This is a genomic window from Polaromonas sp. CG_23.6, assembly GCF_029892315.1.
In the GTDB taxonomy this organism is placed as follows: Bacteria; Pseudomonadota; Gammaproteobacteria; order Burkholderiales; family Burkholderiaceae_C; genus Polaromonas.
Map to the genome: position 1 here is coordinate 3,950,242 of NZ_JARXUY010000001.1, position 17,570 is coordinate 3,967,811.

16 protein-coding genes and 1 pseudogene are annotated in these 17,570 nt (G+C 61.8%); 9 read left to right on the forward strand and 8 right to left on the reverse strand.

All coding sequences use genetic code 11. The features are described from left to right. Nucleotides 1-179 precede the first annotated feature (179 nt). On the reverse strand, nucleotides 180-353 hold the full coding sequence (locus H4V98_RS18690) for a hypothetical protein (protein ID WP_196861977.1): 174 nt from the start codon (nucleotides 351-353) through the stop codon (nucleotides 180-182). Between the two features lie 102 nt (nucleotides 354-455). On the opposite strand from H4V98_RS18690, the pseudogene H4V98_RS18695 reads away from it, so the two are divergent. Beyond that, a pseudogene (locus H4V98_RS18695) lies at nucleotides 456-946 on the forward strand (TetR/AcrR family transcriptional regulator). Between the two features lie 55 nt (nucleotides 947-1,001). After that, nucleotides 1,002-1,775, forward strand: coding sequence for a hypothetical protein (locus H4V98_RS18700; RefSeq protein WP_196861976.1), 774 nt, complete (start codon nucleotides 1,002-1,004; stop codon nucleotides 1,773-1,775). Nucleotides 1,776-1,915: 140 nt separating this feature from the next. Here the strand turns inward: H4V98_RS18700 and H4V98_RS18705 are convergent, their stop codons facing one another. From H4V98_RS18705 to H4V98_RS18720, 4 genes are all read right to left on the reverse strand, one after another. Then, nucleotides 1,916-3,466 (reverse strand): glycosyltransferase family 39 protein, encoded by a 1,551-nt coding sequence (locus H4V98_RS18705; protein ID WP_196861975.1) that lies wholly within the window; start codon nucleotides 3,464-3,466, stop codon nucleotides 1,916-1,918. 121 nt (nucleotides 3,467-3,587) lie between these two features. Next, nucleotides 3,588-4,559: a lysylphosphatidylglycerol synthase transmembrane domain-containing protein gene (locus tag H4V98_RS18710; protein WP_196861974.1), complete on the reverse strand. Its 972-nt coding sequence runs from the start codon at nucleotides 4,557-4,559 to the stop codon at nucleotides 3,588-3,590. Further along, nucleotides 4,556-5,422 carry a decaprenyl-phosphate phosphoribosyltransferase gene (locus H4V98_RS18715; protein WP_196861973.1) on the reverse strand — a complete coding sequence of 289 codons (867 nt, stop codon included), beginning with the start codon at nucleotides 5,420-5,422 and terminating at the stop codon, nucleotides 4,556-4,558. Before H4V98_RS18715 ends, H4V98_RS18710 begins: the two co-directional genes overlap by 4 nt. A 136-nt stretch (nucleotides 5,423-5,558) precedes the next feature. Further along, the gene (locus tag H4V98_RS18720) at nucleotides 5,559-6,692 is read right to left on the reverse strand and encodes an ABC transporter substrate-binding protein (RefSeq protein ID WP_196861972.1); all 1,134 of its coding nucleotides are present in this window, start codon (nucleotides 6,690-6,692) and stop codon (nucleotides 5,559-5,561) included. A 169-nt stretch (nucleotides 6,693-6,861) separates the two neighbouring features. Here H4V98_RS18720 and H4V98_RS18725 point away from each other — a divergent pair, with 169 nt between their 5' ends. Further along, nucleotides 6,862-8,946 carry a molybdopterin oxidoreductase family protein gene (locus tag H4V98_RS18725; protein ID WP_196862196.1) on the forward strand — a complete coding sequence of 695 codons (2,085 nt, stop codon included), beginning with the start codon at nucleotides 6,862-6,864 and terminating at the stop codon, nucleotides 8,944-8,946. A gap of 14 nt (nucleotides 8,947-8,960) precedes the next feature. Further along, a complete protein-coding gene (locus H4V98_RS18730) occupies nucleotides 8,961-10,094 on the forward strand; it encodes an aminopeptidase (protein ID WP_196861971.1) in 1,134 nt (377 codons plus the stop codon). Here H4V98_RS18730 and H4V98_RS18735 read toward each other — a convergent pair. From H4V98_RS18735 to H4V98_RS18745, 3 genes are read right to left on the reverse strand one after another with little or no spacing between them, the layout of a single operon-like run. After that, on the reverse strand, nucleotides 10,084-12,906 hold the full coding sequence (locus tag H4V98_RS18735) for a PAS domain S-box protein (RefSeq protein ID WP_231376514.1): 2,823 nt from the start codon (nucleotides 12,904-12,906) through the stop codon (nucleotides 10,084-10,086). The genes H4V98_RS18730 and H4V98_RS18735 overlap by 11 nt on opposite strands. Further along, nucleotides 12,903-13,043, reverse strand: a complete 141-nt coding sequence (locus H4V98_RS18740; protein WP_231376512.1) for a hypothetical protein — start codon at nucleotides 13,041-13,043, stop codon at nucleotides 12,903-12,905. The genes H4V98_RS18735 and H4V98_RS18740 overlap by 4 nt, the downstream gene beginning before the upstream one ends. Nucleotides 13,044-13,049: 6 nt before the next feature. After that, on the reverse strand, nucleotides 13,050-13,286 hold the full coding sequence (locus H4V98_RS18745; protein ID WP_196861969.1) for a hypothetical protein: 237 nt from the start codon (nucleotides 13,284-13,286) through the stop codon (nucleotides 13,050-13,052). Nucleotides 13,287-13,671: 385 nt separating this feature from the next. Here H4V98_RS18745 and H4V98_RS18750 point away from each other — a divergent pair, with 385 nt between their 5' ends. Genes H4V98_RS18750 through H4V98_RS18770 form a run of 5 tightly spaced genes read left to right on the forward strand, consistent with a single transcriptional unit; the run spans nucleotide 13,672 to nucleotide 17,551 of the window. Further along, nucleotides 13,672-13,989 (forward strand): polyhydroxyalkanoic acid system family protein, encoded by a 318-nt coding sequence (locus tag H4V98_RS18750; protein WP_196861968.1) that lies wholly within the window; start codon nucleotides 13,672-13,674, stop codon nucleotides 13,987-13,989. A 15-nt stretch (nucleotides 13,990-14,004) separates the two neighbouring features. Next, nucleotides 14,005-14,940, forward strand: coding sequence for a LysR family transcriptional regulator (locus tag H4V98_RS18755; RefSeq protein WP_196861967.1), 936 nt, complete (start codon nucleotides 14,005-14,007; stop codon nucleotides 14,938-14,940). A gap of 33 nt (nucleotides 14,941-14,973) precedes the next feature. Next, entirely contained in the window at nucleotides 14,974-16,209 is a 1,236-nt protein-coding gene (locus H4V98_RS18760) for a CaiB/BaiF CoA-transferase family protein (protein WP_196861966.1), read from the forward strand. 5 nt (nucleotides 16,210-16,214) lie between these two features. Then, entirely contained in the window at nucleotides 16,215-17,162 is a 948-nt protein-coding gene (locus H4V98_RS18765) for a hydroxymethylglutaryl-CoA lyase (protein ID WP_196861965.1), read from the forward strand. Next, complete coding sequence (locus tag H4V98_RS18770) at nucleotides 17,159-17,551, forward strand: VOC family protein (RefSeq protein ID WP_196861964.1); 393 nt, start codon at nucleotides 17,159-17,161, stop codon at nucleotides 17,549-17,551. Before H4V98_RS18765 ends, H4V98_RS18770 begins: the two co-directional genes overlap by 4 nt. The last annotated feature ends 19 nt before the right edge of the window (nucleotides 17,552-17,570 follow it).

A 17,570-nucleotide genomic window follows, 5' to 3' on the forward strand; every position in this document is an offset into this window, starting at 1 on the left:
GTCAAAACACTTTTGTGAGACGGTTCACTCGTAATAATGAGACTGGTTTTTAGCTGTTTTTGATAGTGCGGCGAATTGAGCGCAGGCTTGTTGCCAAGCAAATCGTAGAGGTTATACCTGCCATCAATACTTATTGAATTGGTGGCGATTGGCTATGTCAGTCGACTTTGCACTACAGATCAAAATACTGTTTCTTGATTAGTGGCTTGCCGATCAACCTGCTGGCGCTTGGCAACGAAATAATTCGTCAAAAGCTCCGTGCGGACACGGTTGTCAAAGGCTTCCTTCTGGTTTGTACCCTTTTCGCTTCTGCACAGATTGAGCGAATTCTTCTCCTCTTTAATACCCTGCATGCAGTTTCCTTGTGCACTTCGGTAATGCTGCTGAGTTAGAGTTTGCAAACAAATTGAACCTGGAGAAACGGGGTGATAAAAATGCCTTCTCAGCACGACTGAATGTTTCCTGAGGTCACATTTGAAATGTTCAACCGGTTTGGCGAATCCAATGCTTTGACCACCCTGATCTCCGCCAAACTCGGCTTCAGCTCAGGCGATCTTTATTACCATACCCCGCCAAGCACGAACTGATCAATTCGCTGTTAGACCGCTGCGAGCATGCGCTCAATGAATTGATCAATGCCAGTGATGGCAGGTCCCGTCAGAACCATGTTTGGGGCCATGAGCCATGCTGGTGCAATAGCCATTAACCCCGCGAATTCGACGCAACATCCACCAGTATGGTGGTGGAGCTGTTGACTTACTGGCCGAGCTTTGAATATGTGCGCCATCTGCGCCATGCTATGCAACCCAAGAATGCCAAATCGGCCCGGATACGCGGCGCGCACCATGTCCTCAGCCTGCTGATACCCTGTCTGGAGCCTGCCCAGAAAAGCCACTTGCAAAGCCAGGAGGTCACCTGCAAAAGTCCGGAAAACCTGTCAGCCTGAACTATGCTGGCACGGGCCACCAGATTGCATAAAAATGAGTCAAGGAGACAAGTTCATGGACAAATGGAACCCTTTTCCCTACCCCGGCGCCTATGCCTTTGACACAGCCAGCCTGACGCAAAGCTGGACTCGACTGCACCAAGGCGACTGTGAATCGCTACCCATGGATGCAGCGGTGCTCAAGGCCTGGGTGCTGTTCCACAACGGTGAATTCCAGAAGGCAAACGCAGCTGGGCTGAAAGCCGCCGGTGACGGCATCACGGTGGCCAACAAGGCGACCTGCATCTACGCCAATTACCTGGAAAACAAGGAAAAATCCAAGCTCGACCTGTTTCTGGAGGTGGCGCAAAGGGCTGAGGCGCTGCAGTCGGCAGACCCGAAAAATCCTAACGCCTGGTATGCGCAAGCTTATGCCTTGGGGCGCTACAGCCAAGGCATCAGTGTGGCAAAAGCGCTGGCGCAGGGACTGGACAGCAAGGTCAAGACCGCACTGGAGCAGACCCTGCAACTCGCGCCCCGGCACGCCGATGCACACATTGCGCTGGCCACCTTTCATGCCGAGGTCATTGACAAGGTCGGTTTGCTGATCGGCAGCATGACTTACGGCGCGCGCAAGGACACAAGCATGGCACTGTTCAGGGAAGCGCTCAAGATCAACCCCGGGTCGGCCATCGCCATGACCGAATATGCCAACGGCATGGTCATGCTCGAAGGCGACAAGCGGATGACAGAGGCCACTCGGCTTTACGAACAGGCTGCAGCCTGCAAAGCGCTTGATGCAGTGGAGCGGCTGAACATCGACATGGCCCGGGTGGAACTACAGGACTGAAACGCAGATCCTGCGATTTAAAGAAGCTCAGCAAGCAGCTCTTTTTTTAATAGCTGTCAACACACGTCCTGCTTGCGAAAAATACCTTTTTTACTATTATTTACCGATCATGACCCAAGCCATGGTTTGGGTCGGCAACCTTAGCGCGGGCAGCGCACCTGGCCGCAGTAGCGCTCACAGAACGGGCAACCGGACATGGGCAGCCAGGCGGGTATGTTGTAGAACTGACGGAAGGCCTCGCCCAGCACCCCCTGGCGGTAGGCGGGGTAGTTGAATCCGCTGCCTTCGACCACATAGAAGGTCACGCCGTCCTGGATAAAACTCTGCACGGCAACGCTGTCAAAGTAGGGCTCGAAGGCTTGCAGATCAGGCGGGTCGGGCGTGAGGATTCGCACAGCGCGGCCCTGGTAGAGCGAAAAATCCACCAGCATGTCGTCCTGCCGCGCATGGAACCGGCCCACGCCGAACACCGGCATGTACTGGCGGCGCTCGAAACCGTAGATTGACGCGGCGGTATACGAATCAGCCATCAGCACCGCGTCCGGGCGGTCGGCCTGCTGGAGGATTTCGGCGGTCTTGACGCTGCGAACGATTTGCGGATAAATTTTTGCGCTGTGCCAGGTGTCCAGCGTCGTCAGGTACAGGCCGGCGACCCCCACCACATGCAGGCCAGCAAACAGCGCCAGGCCCTTGGCGCAGGTCTTGAGGCGGTCAGCCGGCAGCGCAAACGCCAACCAGGCAAAACCGAAGGGGTAAAACGACAGTACCCAGTGCAGCCCAATGACTTTTTTCGCCGACAGCAACAGGAAAAACAGCAGGGGAACGACCACCAGGCAGGCCAGCAGGCGGTGGGAACGGGCGCTGGCACCGAGCGCCTGGCGGTGCTTCACGGCCAGCCAGACGGCCACCGGCGTGGCAAGGTAAACCATCATGCCGACATACATCAGCGGCTTTCGCCATTCGAATGCTGCGTCCTGGTTGCGGTTGTAGACGTTGAACATGATGTTCGACCAGCCGTGCGACATGTTGTAGGCAATGTTGATCGCCGGGCCAGGCAAGGCACAGGCCACCAGCAACGCCAGGCCCGCAAGCCGCTCACGGCGATACCTCAAAAAATACAACAGGTAGGTCAGCCCCAGCACCACCGAGAAATACTTCGACAAAAAAGCACAGCCCAGGAACACGCCGGACAGGCCGTACAACCCGTAGGCAGCGCGGTCCAGCCGGATGCGCTGCTCGGCCCGCATCAACGCGGCCACCGACAGCATGGACCAGAAAATCAGCGGCGTGTCGGTGGTGATGATGGCGTAGAGCCAGTTCAGCGGCGCCAGCCAGAACAGCAACACCGCCCAGGCAGCCCGCACCCGGTCCAGCGGCGCCAGCGCCCACCACAGCGCCGCGCCCAGCGCCAGCGGCAGCAGCACCGCCGGCAGACGAATCGACACCATGCTGTCACCCAGGGTGGCGCGCATGAACGCAATCAGCCAGCCGACCATCGGCGGATGGTCGGAGTAGCCCCAGTCGGGGTAAACACCCCACCAGTAGAAAAACGCCTCGTCGCCGGACATCGGAAAGGTGGCGGCAATCCAGAAACGCAGCAGCAGCGACGCCAGTCCGGCCACCAGCAGCCAGCGGATCAGCGTAGCGGAAACCGCCTGCGGGGAAGAAGCAGTGACAGGGTGGTGGGACATGGTCAAGGGTCGGATAAACAGCGGGAAAACTGCAGGCCGGCGGCAGGCGCGCAGCAGATAAATGGCTGGCGATGACGAGCCGCAGCGCAGTCAAAAGAGAAAAAAATGAAACGGAAAGCAGCTAGCGAAAACTGATGTCCCGGGCGATGGCCGCACTATAAAGCAAGGCCAGCACACCCAGGGCCACGGCCAGCCACAGCGTCAGCAGCCGGACCATGACGGTCATGCCCAGCGCGCTGCCTGCTGTTGCACCGTAGGCCACCAGCAGGCCGGTCAGAACGGCCTCGGTACCGCCCAGACCCGCCGGCAGCGCCGACAAAGCGCCGCCGACCATGGCCACGGCATAGAAACCGGTCGCCGTCGCCAGCCCCAGCGACAGGCCCATGTCGCTGCAGACCAGCCAGACTGCCACGCCCTGCGCAAACCAGGCAGACAGCGTCAGGCTGAACCAGACCAGCGGCCGCTGGCGCAGGCAGGTCCAAGCGTCGTGCAGCCAGCCTGGCAGCTGCAGCCCGCCCCGCCGCAGCCAAAACAGCGCAACCACCGCCAGCATGGCCACAACTGCCCCGCCCATCAGCAGCCATGCCACCCAACCCGGCATCCGCTGAATCACGCCTTGGTTCCATGCCCAGGCAACCGCAGGCAGGCACAGCAGCAGCAGGCACAGCAGGTCGGCCAGGCGTTCGGCGCCAAAGAGGGCCAGGCTTTGCCGCACGCTCAGGGGTTCACGCGCCAGCACCAGACCCCTGACAGCCTCGCCAACATTGCCGGGTGTGGGCGTGAACGCATAGCCAGCCAGGTACAACCGCAGCCCTGGCAACAGGCCAAAGTGGCGTCCGTAATGCGCCATCCAGAAGCGCCAGCGCAGGCCGCGCAATCCGTAGTTCAGCATGCACAGACTGGCCGCCTGCAAGCCGTTCAGCGACCACAGGCGGGCCAGCGACATGCGCGGGCTCTCGCCCCACACCAGCAGCGCCGTCGCATACACCGTGGCCACCAGCCCCAGCACCAGCAGCAGCTGCTTCACTGGCAGCTTGAACCGGGGACGCAATGGCGAAGTGCTTGACTCGGGACGCTGCCTGTCCGCCGTCAAAACCGGTGGCTCAGGAAAATCAGCAGCCACAACGCGCCGGCACCCAGCAGCCAGGCGTCGCGCAGCAGGTCGCGCGCCACATCTTCGCCTTGGCCGCGATGCACCTGGTAGGTGTAGCGCAGCAGCGCAAAAACAACCACTGGCACGGTGTAGAGCAGCCGCTCACTGTGCTGCAACTGCGCCTCGGAGCTGGTGGCAAACAGGCTGTAGGTGGTCAGCGTCGCCGTCATGGTGGTGGCGATAAAGGTATCGATCAACGCTGGCGGGTAGCCTGCCATCACCGTTCTCTGGCTGGCTTCTTCGTGGAAGCTTTCGGCCTTGCGCTTGCAAAAACCGAGATACAGCGTCATGAAAATCCCGGTCAGCAGCAGCCAGCGCGAAGGCGCGATCCCGACCGCCACCGTGCCGGCCAGCAGCCGGAGCATGAAGCCGGCCGCAATGATGGCCACGTCGACCACCGGGACTTGCTTCAGGCGCCATGAATACGCCATGTTCAACACCGCATACAGTGCCAACAGCAGCAAAAGCGTGTAATTGCCGGCCGCCAGCAAAACGCCTGCGGCCAGCAGCGTGGCGGCCAGCAACATTGCAGGAACCGCCGTCACCGCGCCGCTGGCCAGCGGCCGCTTGCGCTTGACCGGATGCAGGGCGTCGCTGGCGCGGTCATGCCAGTCGTTCAGGATATACACCATGCTTGAAGCACAGCAAAAGGCCGCGAAGGCGCGCAAGACCGCAAGGTCCAGGGTGATGACGTCCCAGCTCTGGCTGAACACCAGTCCTGCCAGTACAAAAATGTTCTTGACCCATTGGTGCGGCCGCATCAGGCGAACGAGCGAAAACAGGCTTGAAAAAGAAAGAGGCATCAATGGAAAAGGCAAAAGCATGCTAGCGGGATCGGCTTTCAAGCATAACTGACTCGCCAGATCGGCAATGGCGGATCATCGGCCCCAAAAAAAGCCTGAACACGTCAGGCTTTTCGTGCACCACCCAGGGGGCACTTCAGGTCCGCACGCGGCCGTCGCCGGTCAGCATCGAAAGCTCGACAAAGCGCGACGCCACATGGTTACCGGGCCCGAACGACACCGAAAAACCGCCAAAGGACTGACTGCCGATGTTCTCCAGGCCAGTGATCAGCGATTCGCGGGTCGGTTTGCCTCCGGCCCGCTTGAGGCCATCGACGAACACCTTGGCGGCCAGGTAGCCTTCCATGCTGGAAAAGTTGGCCTGCACCTCTTTGCTGCCCACGGCTTTCACCGCGTCGGCGAATTCACGCGCAATCGGACGCGCAGGGTTGTAGGGCGACGGCACGACCTGCGACACCACCACGCCCGCACCGTCCTTGCCCAAGTCGTCAGCCAGTGCCTGCGTGCCGACAAACGACACGTTGTAAAAGGTGCCGCCGTAGCCGGCCTTGCGGGCCTCGCGGATAAAGGCCGCGCAGGCCTTGTAGGCGCCGATCTGCACCACCGCATCGGGCTGGGCCGCAACCAGCGTCTTGACGGCTTGTCCCACATCGACCGAATTGCGCTCCACCGTGGCTTGGGCCACCGGCTTGAGGCTCAGGCGCCCCAGCGCCAGGTGAACACCCTCCAGGCCGGCCTTGCCGTAGGCATCGTTCTGGTAGAAAACGGCAATTTTCTTCAGCCCCAGGGTGGTCAGCTGTTTCACAATCAACTCGGTTTCGTCGTTGTACGATGCCCGCACATGAAAGGCATAGCGGCTGAACGGTTCGCGCAGGCCCATGGCGCCAGTGAACGGCGCGACAAAGGGAATTTTTTCCTTGATTGCAATTGGCAGCGCCATGAGGCTGGTTGGCGTTCCGATGTAACCGAACAGCGCGAACACATCGTCGGCAATGAATTTTTTGGTGTTTTCAACGCAGCGCGCGGGTTCGTAGCCGTCGTCCAGCTTGCGCAGCTCGATCTGCTGCCGACCAACGCCGCCCTGTGCATTGACTTGGTCGAAATACACCTGCGCGCCCTGATTGAACTGGATACCCAGTTGAGCAGCGGGTCCGGTGAAAGCCGCCGATTGCCCGAGGATGATCTTGCCATTGGACTGGGCGCGAGCGCTGTTGACTCCTGCCACCAGCACTGCGCCGGTGCCGATGGAAAATTTTCTGCGAGTAAGCATCACGGGATTTTTCCAATTTGTATTAAATTGGTAACTAATGTATCAAAAACTTTCTTCATACTGCCTTGCGAAGAGGTATTTATAACAGGTGCCGAATGCCGGTTCAGTGCAAATTGCACATCGCCAGGACAATTGGTTATAAAGTTCGGGCATGAGCTTTTTAACCCCCATGGCCACGCTGCATGCTGCACCAATCCAGACCCGTCCCCCTGTTGTGTTGAAAATCCGCGGCGCCTGCCCGCACGACTGCCCTGACACCTGCTCACTGCTGACCACCGTGGAAAACGGCGTGGCCACACGCGTGCAAGGCAACCCTGACCATCCGCAGACCGGCGGCGTGCTGTGCAACAAAGTGTCGCGCTACACCGAGCGAACCTACCATGCCGAACGGCTGCTCCAGCCCCTCAGACGCACCGGCCCGAAAGGCAGCGGGCAGTTCGAGCCGGTCAGCTGGGATACCGCCCTGGGCGAGATTGCCGAACGATTGAGCGCCATTGCCGCGCGAAATCCGGAAGCCATTCTTCCTTACAGCTACTGCGGCACCATGGGCCAGGTGCAAGGCGAAGCCATGGCAGGGCGGTTTTTCAACCGGCTGGGCGCGTCGCTGCTCGACCGCACCATCTGCGCCGCTGCCGGCACTGAAGGCTTGACGCAAACGCTGGGCGGCAAGGTCGGGATGCGGGTGGAGTTCTTTGCCGAATCAAAACTCATCATCATCTGGGGCAGCAATTCGATTGGCAGCAACCTGCACTTCTGGCGCTATGCGCAAGTGGCCAAGCGAAACGGCGCAAAACTCATCTGCATCGATCCGCGCTTGAGTGAAACGGCTGAAAAATGCCATGAGCACATCGCCCTGCTGCCAGGAACCGATGCAGCGCTGGCGCTGGCGCTGATGCACGAGCTGATCACCCATGAGTGGCTGGACCACGACTACATCGCCCGCCACACGCTGGGCTGGCCAGCGCTGCGCGAGCGAGCGCTGCAGTGGAGCCCCGAGCGCGCCGCCAGCGTGTGCGGCGTACCGGCCGAACAGATTCGCTCCCTGGCGCGCGACTATGGCCAGTGCTTTGTGGAAAAACAGCCAGCGGCGATTCGCCTGAACTACGGCATGCAGCGGGTGCGCGGCGGCGGCAACGCGGTGCGCGCCGTGGCCTGCCTGCCAGCGTTGACCGGCGCCTGGCGGCACCGGGCCGGCGGCCTGCTGATGAGCAGTTCGGGCGTTTTCCCGGTGGACCGGGCGGCGCTGCAACGGCCCGACCTGCTGGCCGGACGCACGCCGCGCACGCTCAACATGAGCACCATCGGCGACGATCTGCTGCGCGCCAGCTCACCCGCCTTCGGCCCGAAGATCGAGGCGTTGATCATCTACAACAGCAACCCGGTGGCTGTCGCGCCTGACTCCGGTCAGGTCGTGCGCGGCTTTGCGCAGGACGACCTGTTCACCGTCGTGCTGGAGCAGTTCCAGACCGACACTGCCGACCAGGCCGATTTCATCCTGCCGGCGACAACGCAGCTGGAGCACTGGGACATCCACACCACCTTCGGCCACACCGACGTGTTGCTGAACCGCCCGGCGATTGCGCCGCAGGGTGAGAGCAAGCCCAACACGCAGATTTTTCGCGAACTCGCCGCGCGTATGGGTTATGCCGATCCCTGCTTTCTGGACGACGACGAAACGCTGTGCCGTGCGGCATTTGGTGACCAGGTGGCTTTCCAGACGCTGCTGGACCAGGGCTTTGCCACCTTGCCGCTGCCGGACGCGCCGTTTGCCGAAGGCGGTTTTCCCACGCCATCGGGCCGATGCGAGTTCTTCAGCGAACGGCTGGCCGCGCAGGGTCTGGACGGCCTGCCCGACCATGTGCCAAATTACGAAGCAGCAGGCACGTCCAGCGAGTTTCCATTGGCCATGATCTCGCCGCCGGCACGCAACTTCATGAATTCGACCTTCGCCAATGTCAAGACCCTGCGCGCCATGGAAGGCGAGCCGCTGCTGGAAATGCACCCGGACGATGCTGCCGCACGCGGCATTGCCAACGGCAGCACGGTGCGGGTGTTCAATGCGCGCGGCGACTACCGCGTCAAGGCCGAAGTCTCGCTGCGCGCCCGGCCCGGCGTGGTCGTTGGCCTGGGCATCTGGTGGCGCAAGTTGGGCCTGGGCGGCACCAACGTCAACCAGCTGACCAGCCAGCGCCTGACCGACCTGGGGGGCGGGCCGGTGTTCTACGACTGCCTGGTGCAGGTTCAGGCGGATTGAACGGAAACCCCTGCATGGCCTGGACAGGACACAAGAAGCTGTTGGCGGCTGCCCTGGCAGGGGTCAGCCTGACAGGCTGCGCCAACCTGGGTTATTACTGGCAGTCGGTCAACGGCCACCTGACAATGCTCCATGCCGCCCGTCCCGTGAACGACTGGCTGGGTGACCAACAGACGCCAGCGCCGCTTAAAAACCGGCTGGCCCTGGCGCAGCGCATCCGCCGCTTCGCCGTGACCGATCTCGGGCTGCCCGACAACCCGAGCTACCAGCGTTATGCCGACCTGCACCGCAGCGCCGTCGTCTGGAACGTGGTGGCGGCGCCCGCGCTGTCGCTGACGCTCAAGACCTGGTGTTTTCCGGTGGCCGGCTGCGTCGGCTACCGGGGATATTTCAGCGAAGCCGAGGCCCGTGCCGAAGCAGACCGGCTGGCTGCCGAGGGACTGGAAACCAGCGTCTATGGCGTGCCGGCCTATTCCACGCTGGGCTGGATGAACTGGGCCGGCGGTGACCCGCTGCTGAGTACCTTCATCAACTACCCCGACGGTGAACTGGCGCGGCTGGTGTTCCATGAATTGGCGCACCAGGTGGTCTACGCGCCCGGCGACACCGGGTTCAACGAATCGTTTGCCACGGCTGTCGAGCGGCTGGGCGTGCAGCACTGGCTGGATACGCCGGCAGGCGGGGGAAGCGACGAAGCCCGCCAGGCGTACCAGCGCTTTGACGGTCGCCGCCGGCAGTTCCGTGCACTGACGGCAGCCACGCGCAGGGAATTGACCGCCATTTATGAATCAAATAAGGCTTCTGCGCAAGACCCACGGGCGCAACTAGCTCTTAAAACGATAGCACTGGCGCATTTCAGGGCCGACTATGCACAACTCCGCGCCTCGTGGGACGGTTATGCCGGTTACGACCCGTGGGTGGCGCGCGCCAATAACGCGTCCTTCGGCGCCCAGGCGGCGTATGACGAAGGAGTGCCCGCTTTCGAAGCCTTGTTTGAACATGAAGGCCGCGACTGGCAACGTTTCTATGGCGCCGTCAGGGATCTGGCCGCGCTGCCCCGGGCCGAACGTGATGCGCGTCTGAAGGCCTATCCCCTGCCCGCTTGGGCCAAGATGGCTGAACCCGGCAATCTGCTGCTCAGGCAGTGAGCGCCTGCAGCGGCAACGTGAAGTAAAACGTCGCCCCCAGCCCGGGCGTGGCTTCGGCCCACAGGCGGCCACCGTGGTGTTCGATGATGCGGCTGACGGTAGCCAGCCCGATGCCGGATCCAGGAAATTCCGGGGACGAATGCAGGCGCTCAAAAGGAAGGAACAGCTTTTCAGCATGCGCCATGTCAAATCCGGCGCCGTTGTCACGGACGAAGAACACCGGCTGACCGGCGGCGTCCAGTTGCTGCCCGACACTGATCCGGGCCTCGGCCTGCAGGACGCTGAATTTCCACGCATTGCCCAACAGGTTTTCCATGACCACCCTCAGCAACGGTTTGTCCGCTTGGGCCAGCAGTGCAGTTTCGACCTGGGTTATGACCACGCGCTCCGGCTGGCGCGCTTGCCACTCGTCCAGAATACGCTGCGCCATGGCGGACAGATCGACCTGCTGGTAGCTCAGGGGGGTTCGCGTCACCCGTGCCAACGACAGCAAATCCTCGATCAGGCTGCCCATTTGCGTCACACCTTGCTGGATACGGGTCAGGTAATGCTGGACCTTTTCATTGTTGTCACCCGTCAACTGCTTGGCCAGCAGCGAGCCGAAGCCTTTGATGGTGCTCAGCGGCGTGCGCAGATCATGCGACACCGAATAGGAAAAGGCTTCCAGTTCGTCGTTGGACCGGCGCAGGGTTTCCTCGATCTGCTTGAACTCGGTCACATCGGCATCGATGCCGACCCAGAAGGCGACCGCACCGTGTTCGTCAAGCACCGGGGAAACCCGGTAAGCCATGGTGTGAACGCTGCCGTCCTGGCACAGCCAGCGCCGGATGCCGGAAAAAGGCAGATGGCCGGCGTGGGCCAGCGTCCAGTTTTGCTTCAGGGTGGCAATGTCTTCAGGGTGCAGGACGGAGAGCCACTTTCCGCCTGTCCAGTCGTGCAGCGTGCCACCCATCAGGTCGAACCATGCATGGTTCATGTAGTTGACATGGCCATTCGGGTCGGTGGTCCAGATGATCTGCGGCGCCTGCTCTGCCAGGGCGCGGAACAGGGCCTCTTGGCGCGCCAGCGCGGCCGTGCGTTCGGCAACCTTTTTTTCCAGCCCGATGTTGAGCTGGCTGACTTCGTGCATCAGGCCGGCATTCTCTACGGCAATACACGACAACTGTGCCATTTCTGTCGCCACGTACTCGTCTTGCTGGGTGAAATCGCCCTCGTACTTTCCAGACAGCTGAAGAACGCCGATATGACGGCCATCACGGCCGGTCAGGGGAACAGCCAGCCAGCCGCCCATCATGCGGTTCCTGTCTGCAGGGCTGCCGACCTGGCACCAGCCGGGATGCGCCTGCACCTCGGCCTGTGTCAGCCGCACTGAACGGGTGCGGTTGGTGCCACGGTTGTAGATGCTGCTGCCCTGGGCCAGCGGCAACTCGCTGCGGTACGCTGAATAGTCGCCGGACAGCGACAGTGCATGCACCGCCTGGGTCCAGTTGCCGTCAACGGCAAGACTGACAGCGGCCTGGTGCGTGCCGATCACACCGCGTGCCTGGTCCGCCAGTTCCTGCACTATGCCGTCGATCGTCAGGTGCACGGTGATCGCCTGGGCGGCGTCGGCGGCTCGCTGCAGGGTGAACAACTGATCGCGCACTTTCGCTTCGGCCCTGACCCGGGCCGTGGTGTCCAGCGCCACCAAAAAACACGCCGGCTGGCCGCCAAACTGGATCGGCCGCGCCACCACATCAACGCAAAACTGCGAACCGTCCTTGCGCCGATGCCGGGACGACGCCTGGCGCTTCTGGACTGCTTCGGCTCCCTGCTGAGGCAGGCACATCAGCTCGGTACCACCTTGGATGTCTGACAGCGTCATCGCCATGAACTCGGCTTCGGAATAGCCATAGTCATCAATGGCCGCCTGGTTGACCTTCAAAAGCTGGCTGCCGCAGGGGTCGAACACCCACATCGGCAGCGGCGCAGAGGCAAACAGCGCGGCATAGCGCCTTTCGCTGTCCACCAGCGCCTCTTCAGCCCGCTTGCGCTCGGTCACGTTGCGCTGCACCGAAACCCAGTGTGTGAAATGACCCTTGGCATCGGCCACGGGAACGATGTCAATTTCTACCCAGAAAACCTCTCCACTTTTGGTGTAATTGATCAGTTCGGCCCGGACCGGCTGCCACTTTCCGAGCGCAACGCCGATACGGTCCAGTTCGCTGCGTTGCGTCAATGGGCCCTGCAGCAGGCGCGGCGTCTTCCCTATCACTTCTTCGCGTCGGTAGCCGGTGTGGCGCTCAAACGCGGCATTCACAAAAACGATGCGCGGCCCTGGCTCACCCAGCGGTTCGGCGTCGGTGATGACCACCACATCGTTCAGGTGAGAAATACTGGTTTCAAGCAGTCTCAATTGCGTCTGCGAGGCATGCAATTCGGTAACGTCCCGGACAATTGCAGTGCGAAGCATACCTTCAGGCGTATCGACTTGCGAGATCGAGACCTCGATCGGAAACTCGTCGCCATTGGCCCTCAGCCCATACATGACCGTGCCCAGGCCGACCCCGTATCCGTACGCCGCGCCAGTGCCCGCGAACTGATCGGGTGAACCCACAGGGTTGTGACGAAAGTTTCCTGGAATCAACTTTTCAAGCGGCTGCTGCAGAACTTCCTGCCGGGGCCAGCCGAACATCTTTTCGGCCGACGGATTGAACAGGATGATTTCGTGCTGCGCATTCACCGTGATGATGGCGTCCATGGCCGACTCCAGCACACCCGCCAGCAGCGACGCAGTGATGGCAGGCGCCATCGCAATGGAGGCCTGCGTCATGCCGGCTGGTGCGTTTGCTCCGTCGATGGGCCGTTGTCTTGAACCGGGCTGGAGGGCGTGATCTGGCCCGTGGTTTGCGTGGTCAGCCTGATGGAAAAACCCATCTGCGCCATCGCGGCGCACACCTTGTTCGCCAATCCAGTTCATTGCAGCCCCTTTTTCGGGGTGTTCACAAAGAAGGAAAAGGCTTTGCGCTGCATGTCGGGGCAATGAACCCTGTTGTGCGGCAGCCCCGCAGGTTCCCCCTTGGTGAATTTTCTGGTTTTTACAAAACAAGAGGCGACACAACTGGCGCGGACCTTGCTATTGACACCAGAAACGACAGCTTCAGCGTCCTTCAGAAAATCTGCGGCGGAAGTAGCAGACAGATTTGTGTACATGGGTGAATTTTTTTGTTGGGAGCTCAAGGTATTTCTTCCGGAAAAGAAATCCGGAAGTTGTTTACCTGCATTTGTCTGTTTGGAAATATCCAATATTCAAGAAACAAATGTTATTTTTGTAACTTATCAGCCAACCCATTACCAAGTCTGTTCGGTATCGAACAAACTTACCAAATTATCCACAAAAATGCCAATTGACACATCTGGTTATTGCCAACACCTTGCGCATTGAAGTACTTATTTTTTTCATATTCAAGATTTCACACAAACTTGGTTGCCACTGAAATCAGTGTCAGCGTGGCAACGGTTTTAAGATGTCGTCCACGGCTTGCCGCTTGCGCAATAACGAGCGGCAAGCGCCGAACATCAATATTCCGGAAAACCCATGGCTGACATTCACATTGATCGCACGCACAACCTGGGCCTGCATGCAGCACGCCAGATTGCTTCCCAATGGGCCGAAAAGGCCAAAGTGGAATTTGGCATGCAATGCACCTACGAAGAAGGAGCGAGCAGCGACCTGCTCAGTTTCAACCGCTCCGGCGTCCACGGCACGCTGAGCGTGACGGAAAACAGTTTTGAACTGGCGGCAAAGCTGGGGTTTTTGCTGAGGGCCTTCAAGGAAAAGATAGAAGCCGAAATTGTCAAAAATCTCGATGCACTGATTGCCAAAAAAGCAGGACTCCGCAAAAAAGCAGCTTGATCACCAAAGACCGCCATGCGCTACAACCTTGCCCGGTTTGACCTGGTGTCAATCCGCCTGGCGGTGGACTGCGCCCAGACCGGCAGCCTGACGGCGGCAGCGCGAGGCGCGCACCTGGCGTTGGGTGCGGCCAGCCGGCGCATTCGGGAACTTGAAGTGGCACTGGGCGACACGCTGTTTGACCGCCATGCGCGCGGCCTGCAGCCGACGGCCGCCGGGCGCGTCTTTGTCAAGCACGGCTTGAGGCTGCTGCAGACCATGGACCAGCTCGGCGCCGAACTCGCCGATCTGCGCCGGGGCACAGCGCGCCACATCCACCTGTGCGCCAGCAGCGCGGCCATCAGCCAGTTTTTGCCACCTTTGCTGGCGCAATACGGCCAGTTGCACCCGCAAGTGCAGATCGACGTGGAAGAGCAGGTGTCCGACGCCGTGGCCGCCGCGCTGCGTGAACAGCGCACCGACGTTGCGGTGTTTGTCGAGGGACCAGACACTGCCGGGCTGGACACGCGGCTGTTTCGCCAGGACGAGTTGGTGCTGGTGCTGCCCGCCGGGCACCGGCTGGCCGGCACCCAGACACCGCTGGCCTTTGCCGACGCGCTGGACGAGGAATGGATCAGCCTGACCGCCGGCGCGGCAATGCTGCAGCAGCAGCAGCAGTCGGCGCTGGCCGCGCACCGGCCATTCAAGCTGCGCATGCAGGTGCGCAGTTTCGATGCCGTGTGCCACATGGTGGCGTCAGGCCTGGGCATTGCCATCCTGCCAAAAGCGGCCTGCCTGCCCATCGTCAAGGCCATGAACATCAGCTGGCGTCCGCTGGCCGAACCGTGGGCGCAGCGCCGCCTGCTGGTGGCCTGTGCAAAGGGCCAGCTTGACGCAGGCATCTTGTCGCTGGTGGATTTCCTGGCTGGGCCTTCGCAAAATGCGAACGCCTGCACGTCAAAGCAGGAATAGACAGCGCACGGCGGCAGCGGCACACTCGCCGCCATGCCTACCCAAGACTGCTCAACCCCCTCTCCCGTGCCGGGTCCGCTGGCCGGGCTGAAGGTGCTGGAACTTGGCCAGCTGATTGCCGGCCCGTTCGCCGCCAAGACACTGGCCGACTTTGGCGCCGACATCATCAAGATCGAAACGCCCGGCACCGGCGACCCATTGCGCAAATGGCGGCTGTTGAAGGACGGCATCTCGGTGTGGTGGCAGGTGCAGTCGCGCAACAAACGCTCGGTGGCGCTGGACCTCAAGCAACCGGCGGCGCAGGACATCGTGCGCCGGCTGGCCAGTGAATCAGACGTGCTGATCGAGAACTTCCGCCCCGGCGCAATGGAAGGCTGGGGACTGGGGCCGGACGCGCTGCTGAAACTCAATCCACGCTTGATCATGCTGCGCATCAGCGGCTATGGCCAGACCGGCCCCTACCGCGACAAGCCCGGATTCGGCGTGGTGGCCGAGGCCATGGGCGGCCTGCGCCACCTGACCGCCGAACCCGGCCGCGTGCCGGTGCGCGTCGGCGTCAGCATCGGCGACACGCTGGCCGCGCTGCACGGCGTGATCGGCATCTTGCTGGCGCTGCAGGAGCGCCAGCGCTCGGGCCAGGGCCAGGTGATCGACGTGGCGCTGTATGAGGCGGTGTTCAACTGCATGGAAAGCCTGCTGCCCGAATACAGCGCGTTCGGCGCGGTGCGCGGCGCGGCCGGCAGCGCCTTGCCCGGCATCGCGCCAAGCAACGCTTATCGCTGCAAGGACGGCGGCTATGCCTTGATTGCAGGCAATGGCGATAGTATTTTCAAACGGCTGATGAACACCATCGGCCGCGATGACCTCTGCACGGACCCGTCGCTGGCCGACAACGCAGGCCGCGTGGCCCAGGTGGAAAAAATCGACGACGCCATCGGCCAGTGGACTGCCGAGCGCACGGTGGGCGAGGTGCTGGCGGCACTGGACGCCGTCGCCGTGCCGGCAGGCCGCATCTACACCGTGGCCGACATCGCCGCCGACCCGCATTACCAGGCGCGCGGCATGCTGAACGAAGTGCGCATGGACGACGGCAGCCTGCTGGCCGTGCCGGGCATCGTGCCCAAACTGTCGCGCACGCCGGGCAGCCACCGCCGCAACGCGCCGCAGATCGGCCAGGACACCGACGCCGTGCTGCGCGAGATGGGCCTGTCGCCCGACCAGATCAAGGCCCTGAAAGACCAGGGCATCGTTGCAGGAGCAAGCCAGTGAACCCGATGACCCCCGTCAAACGCATTTTTTTCAATGAAGTCGTCACGCGCGACGGCTTCCAGAACGAGCCCCGCTTCATTGCCACCGACGACAAGGTGGCGCTGGTCGATGCGCTCGGCGAATGCGGCTACGCCAAAATCGAGGTGACCTCGTTCACCTCGCCAAAGGCGATTCCGATGCTGCGCGATGCCGAGGAAGTCATGGGCCGCATCCACCGCACGCCCGGCGTCGAATACACCGTGCTGGTGCCGAATCTGCGCGGTGCCGAACGCGCGCTGGCGTCGCGCGCCGACGAACTGAATCTGGTGATGTCGGTGTCCGAGACGCACAACCTGGCGAATTTGCGCATGCCGCGCGACAAAAGCCTTGCGGCGCTGTCAGAGGTGATTCGCGATGTCGATGGCGCCACGCCCATCAATGTGTCACTGTCTTGCGGCTTCGGCTGCCCGATGGAAGGCGACGTGCCGCAGCGCGAGCTGCTGCGCTGGGCCGAGCGCTTTGCCGGCTTGGGCGTGCGCGGCTTGAGCATTTGCGACACCACCGGCATGGCGCATCCGGCACAGGTCAGCCGCATGGCCGAGGCGCTGCAACAGCATTTTCCGGCCTTGCAGCTGACCCTGCATTTTCACAACACGCGCGGCATGGGGCTGGCCAATGTGCTGGCCGCCGTGCAAGGCGGCATCACACGCCTGGACGGCTCGCTGGGCGGCCTGGGCGGCTGCCCGTATGCGCCCGGCGCCAGCGGCAACGTGACCAGCGAGGACGCGGTTCACATGCTCGACGCCATGGGCTACGACACCGGCATCAACCTGCCCAAACTGCTGGCCGTGGCGCGCCTGATGCCACAGATCGTCGGCCACGACGTGCCCGGCCAGGTGGCCAAGGCCGGCCGCATCACCGACCTGCATCCGGCGCCAGCCAATGTGGCCGAGCTGCGGGCGCAATTTGCATGATCAGCCACCTTGACCACCTGGTGCTGACCACCACCGACGAAGCGGCCTGCGTGGACTTCTACACCCGCGTGCTGGGCATGGCGCTTGAAACCTTTGTCGGCGGAACGCCGCCGGTGGTGCGCAAGGCGTTCAAATTCGGCGCGCAAAAAATCAATCTGCATGTCAAGGGCTGCGAGTTTGAACCCAAGGCCCATCTGCCGGTGCCCGGTTCGCTGGACCTGTGCTTTCTGGCGAGTATTCCGCTGGCAGACGTGATCGCCCGGCTGGCGCAGGCGCGCTGGCCGGTGATCGAAGGCCCGGTGATGCGGACCGGCGCGACGCAAAAAATCCGCTCGGTGTATGTGCGCGACCCGGACCTGAACCTGATCGAGATTTCCGAGCCCGCCTGAGCGCATTCCCACCATTAAC

What these genes read in the sequence shown, in the direction of transcription:
- H4V98_RS18705 (WP_196861975.1), bottom strand. Translation starts at nt 3,466, where the DNA reads ATGTCCCACCACCCTGTCACTGCTTCTTCCCCGCAGGCGGTTTCCGCT.
- H4V98_RS18715 (WP_196861973.1), bottom strand. Translation starts at nt 5,422, where the DNA reads ATGCCTCTTTCTTTTTCAAGCCTGTTTTCGCTCGTTCGCCTGATGCGG.
- H4V98_RS18690 (WP_196861977.1), bottom strand. Translation starts at nt 353, where the DNA reads ATGCAGGGTATTAAAGAGGAGAAGAATTCGCTCAATCTGTGCAGAAGC.
- H4V98_RS18730 (WP_196861971.1), top strand. Translation starts at nt 8,961, where the DNA reads ATGGCCTGGACAGGACACAAGAAGCTGTTGGCGGCTGCCCTGGCAGGG.
- H4V98_RS18750 (WP_196861968.1), top strand. Translation starts at nt 13,672, where the DNA reads ATGGCTGACATTCACATTGATCGCACGCACAACCTGGGCCTGCATGCA.
- H4V98_RS18720 (WP_196861972.1), bottom strand. Translation starts at nt 6,692, where the DNA reads ATGCTTACTCGCAGAAAATTTTCCATCGGCACCGGCGCAGTGCTGGTG.
- H4V98_RS18725 (WP_196862196.1), top strand. Translation starts at nt 6,862, where the DNA reads ATGGCCACGCTGCATGCTGCACCAATCCAGACCCGTCCCCCTGTTGTG.
- H4V98_RS18760 (WP_196861966.1), top strand. Translation starts at nt 14,974, where the DNA reads ATGCCTACCCAAGACTGCTCAACCCCCTCTCCCGTGCCGGGTCCGCTG.
- H4V98_RS18755 (WP_196861967.1), top strand. Translation starts at nt 14,005, where the DNA reads ATGCGCTACAACCTTGCCCGGTTTGACCTGGTGTCAATCCGCCTGGCG.
- H4V98_RS18765 (WP_196861965.1), top strand. Translation starts at nt 16,215, where the DNA reads ATGACCCCCGTCAAACGCATTTTTTTCAATGAAGTCGTCACGCGCGAC.
- H4V98_RS18735 (WP_231376514.1), bottom strand. Translation starts at nt 12,906, where the DNA reads ATGACGCAGGCCTCCATTGCGATGGCGCCTGCCATCACTGCGTCGCTG.
- H4V98_RS18745 (WP_196861969.1), bottom strand. Translation starts at nt 13,286, where the DNA reads ATGTACACAAATCTGTCTGCTACTTCCGCCGCAGATTTTCTGAAGGAC.
- H4V98_RS18700 (WP_196861976.1), top strand. Translation starts at nt 1,002, where the DNA reads ATGGACAAATGGAACCCTTTTCCCTACCCCGGCGCCTATGCCTTTGAC.
- H4V98_RS18770 (WP_196861964.1), top strand. Translation starts at nt 17,159, where the DNA reads ATGATCAGCCACCTTGACCACCTGGTGCTGACCACCACCGACGAAGCG.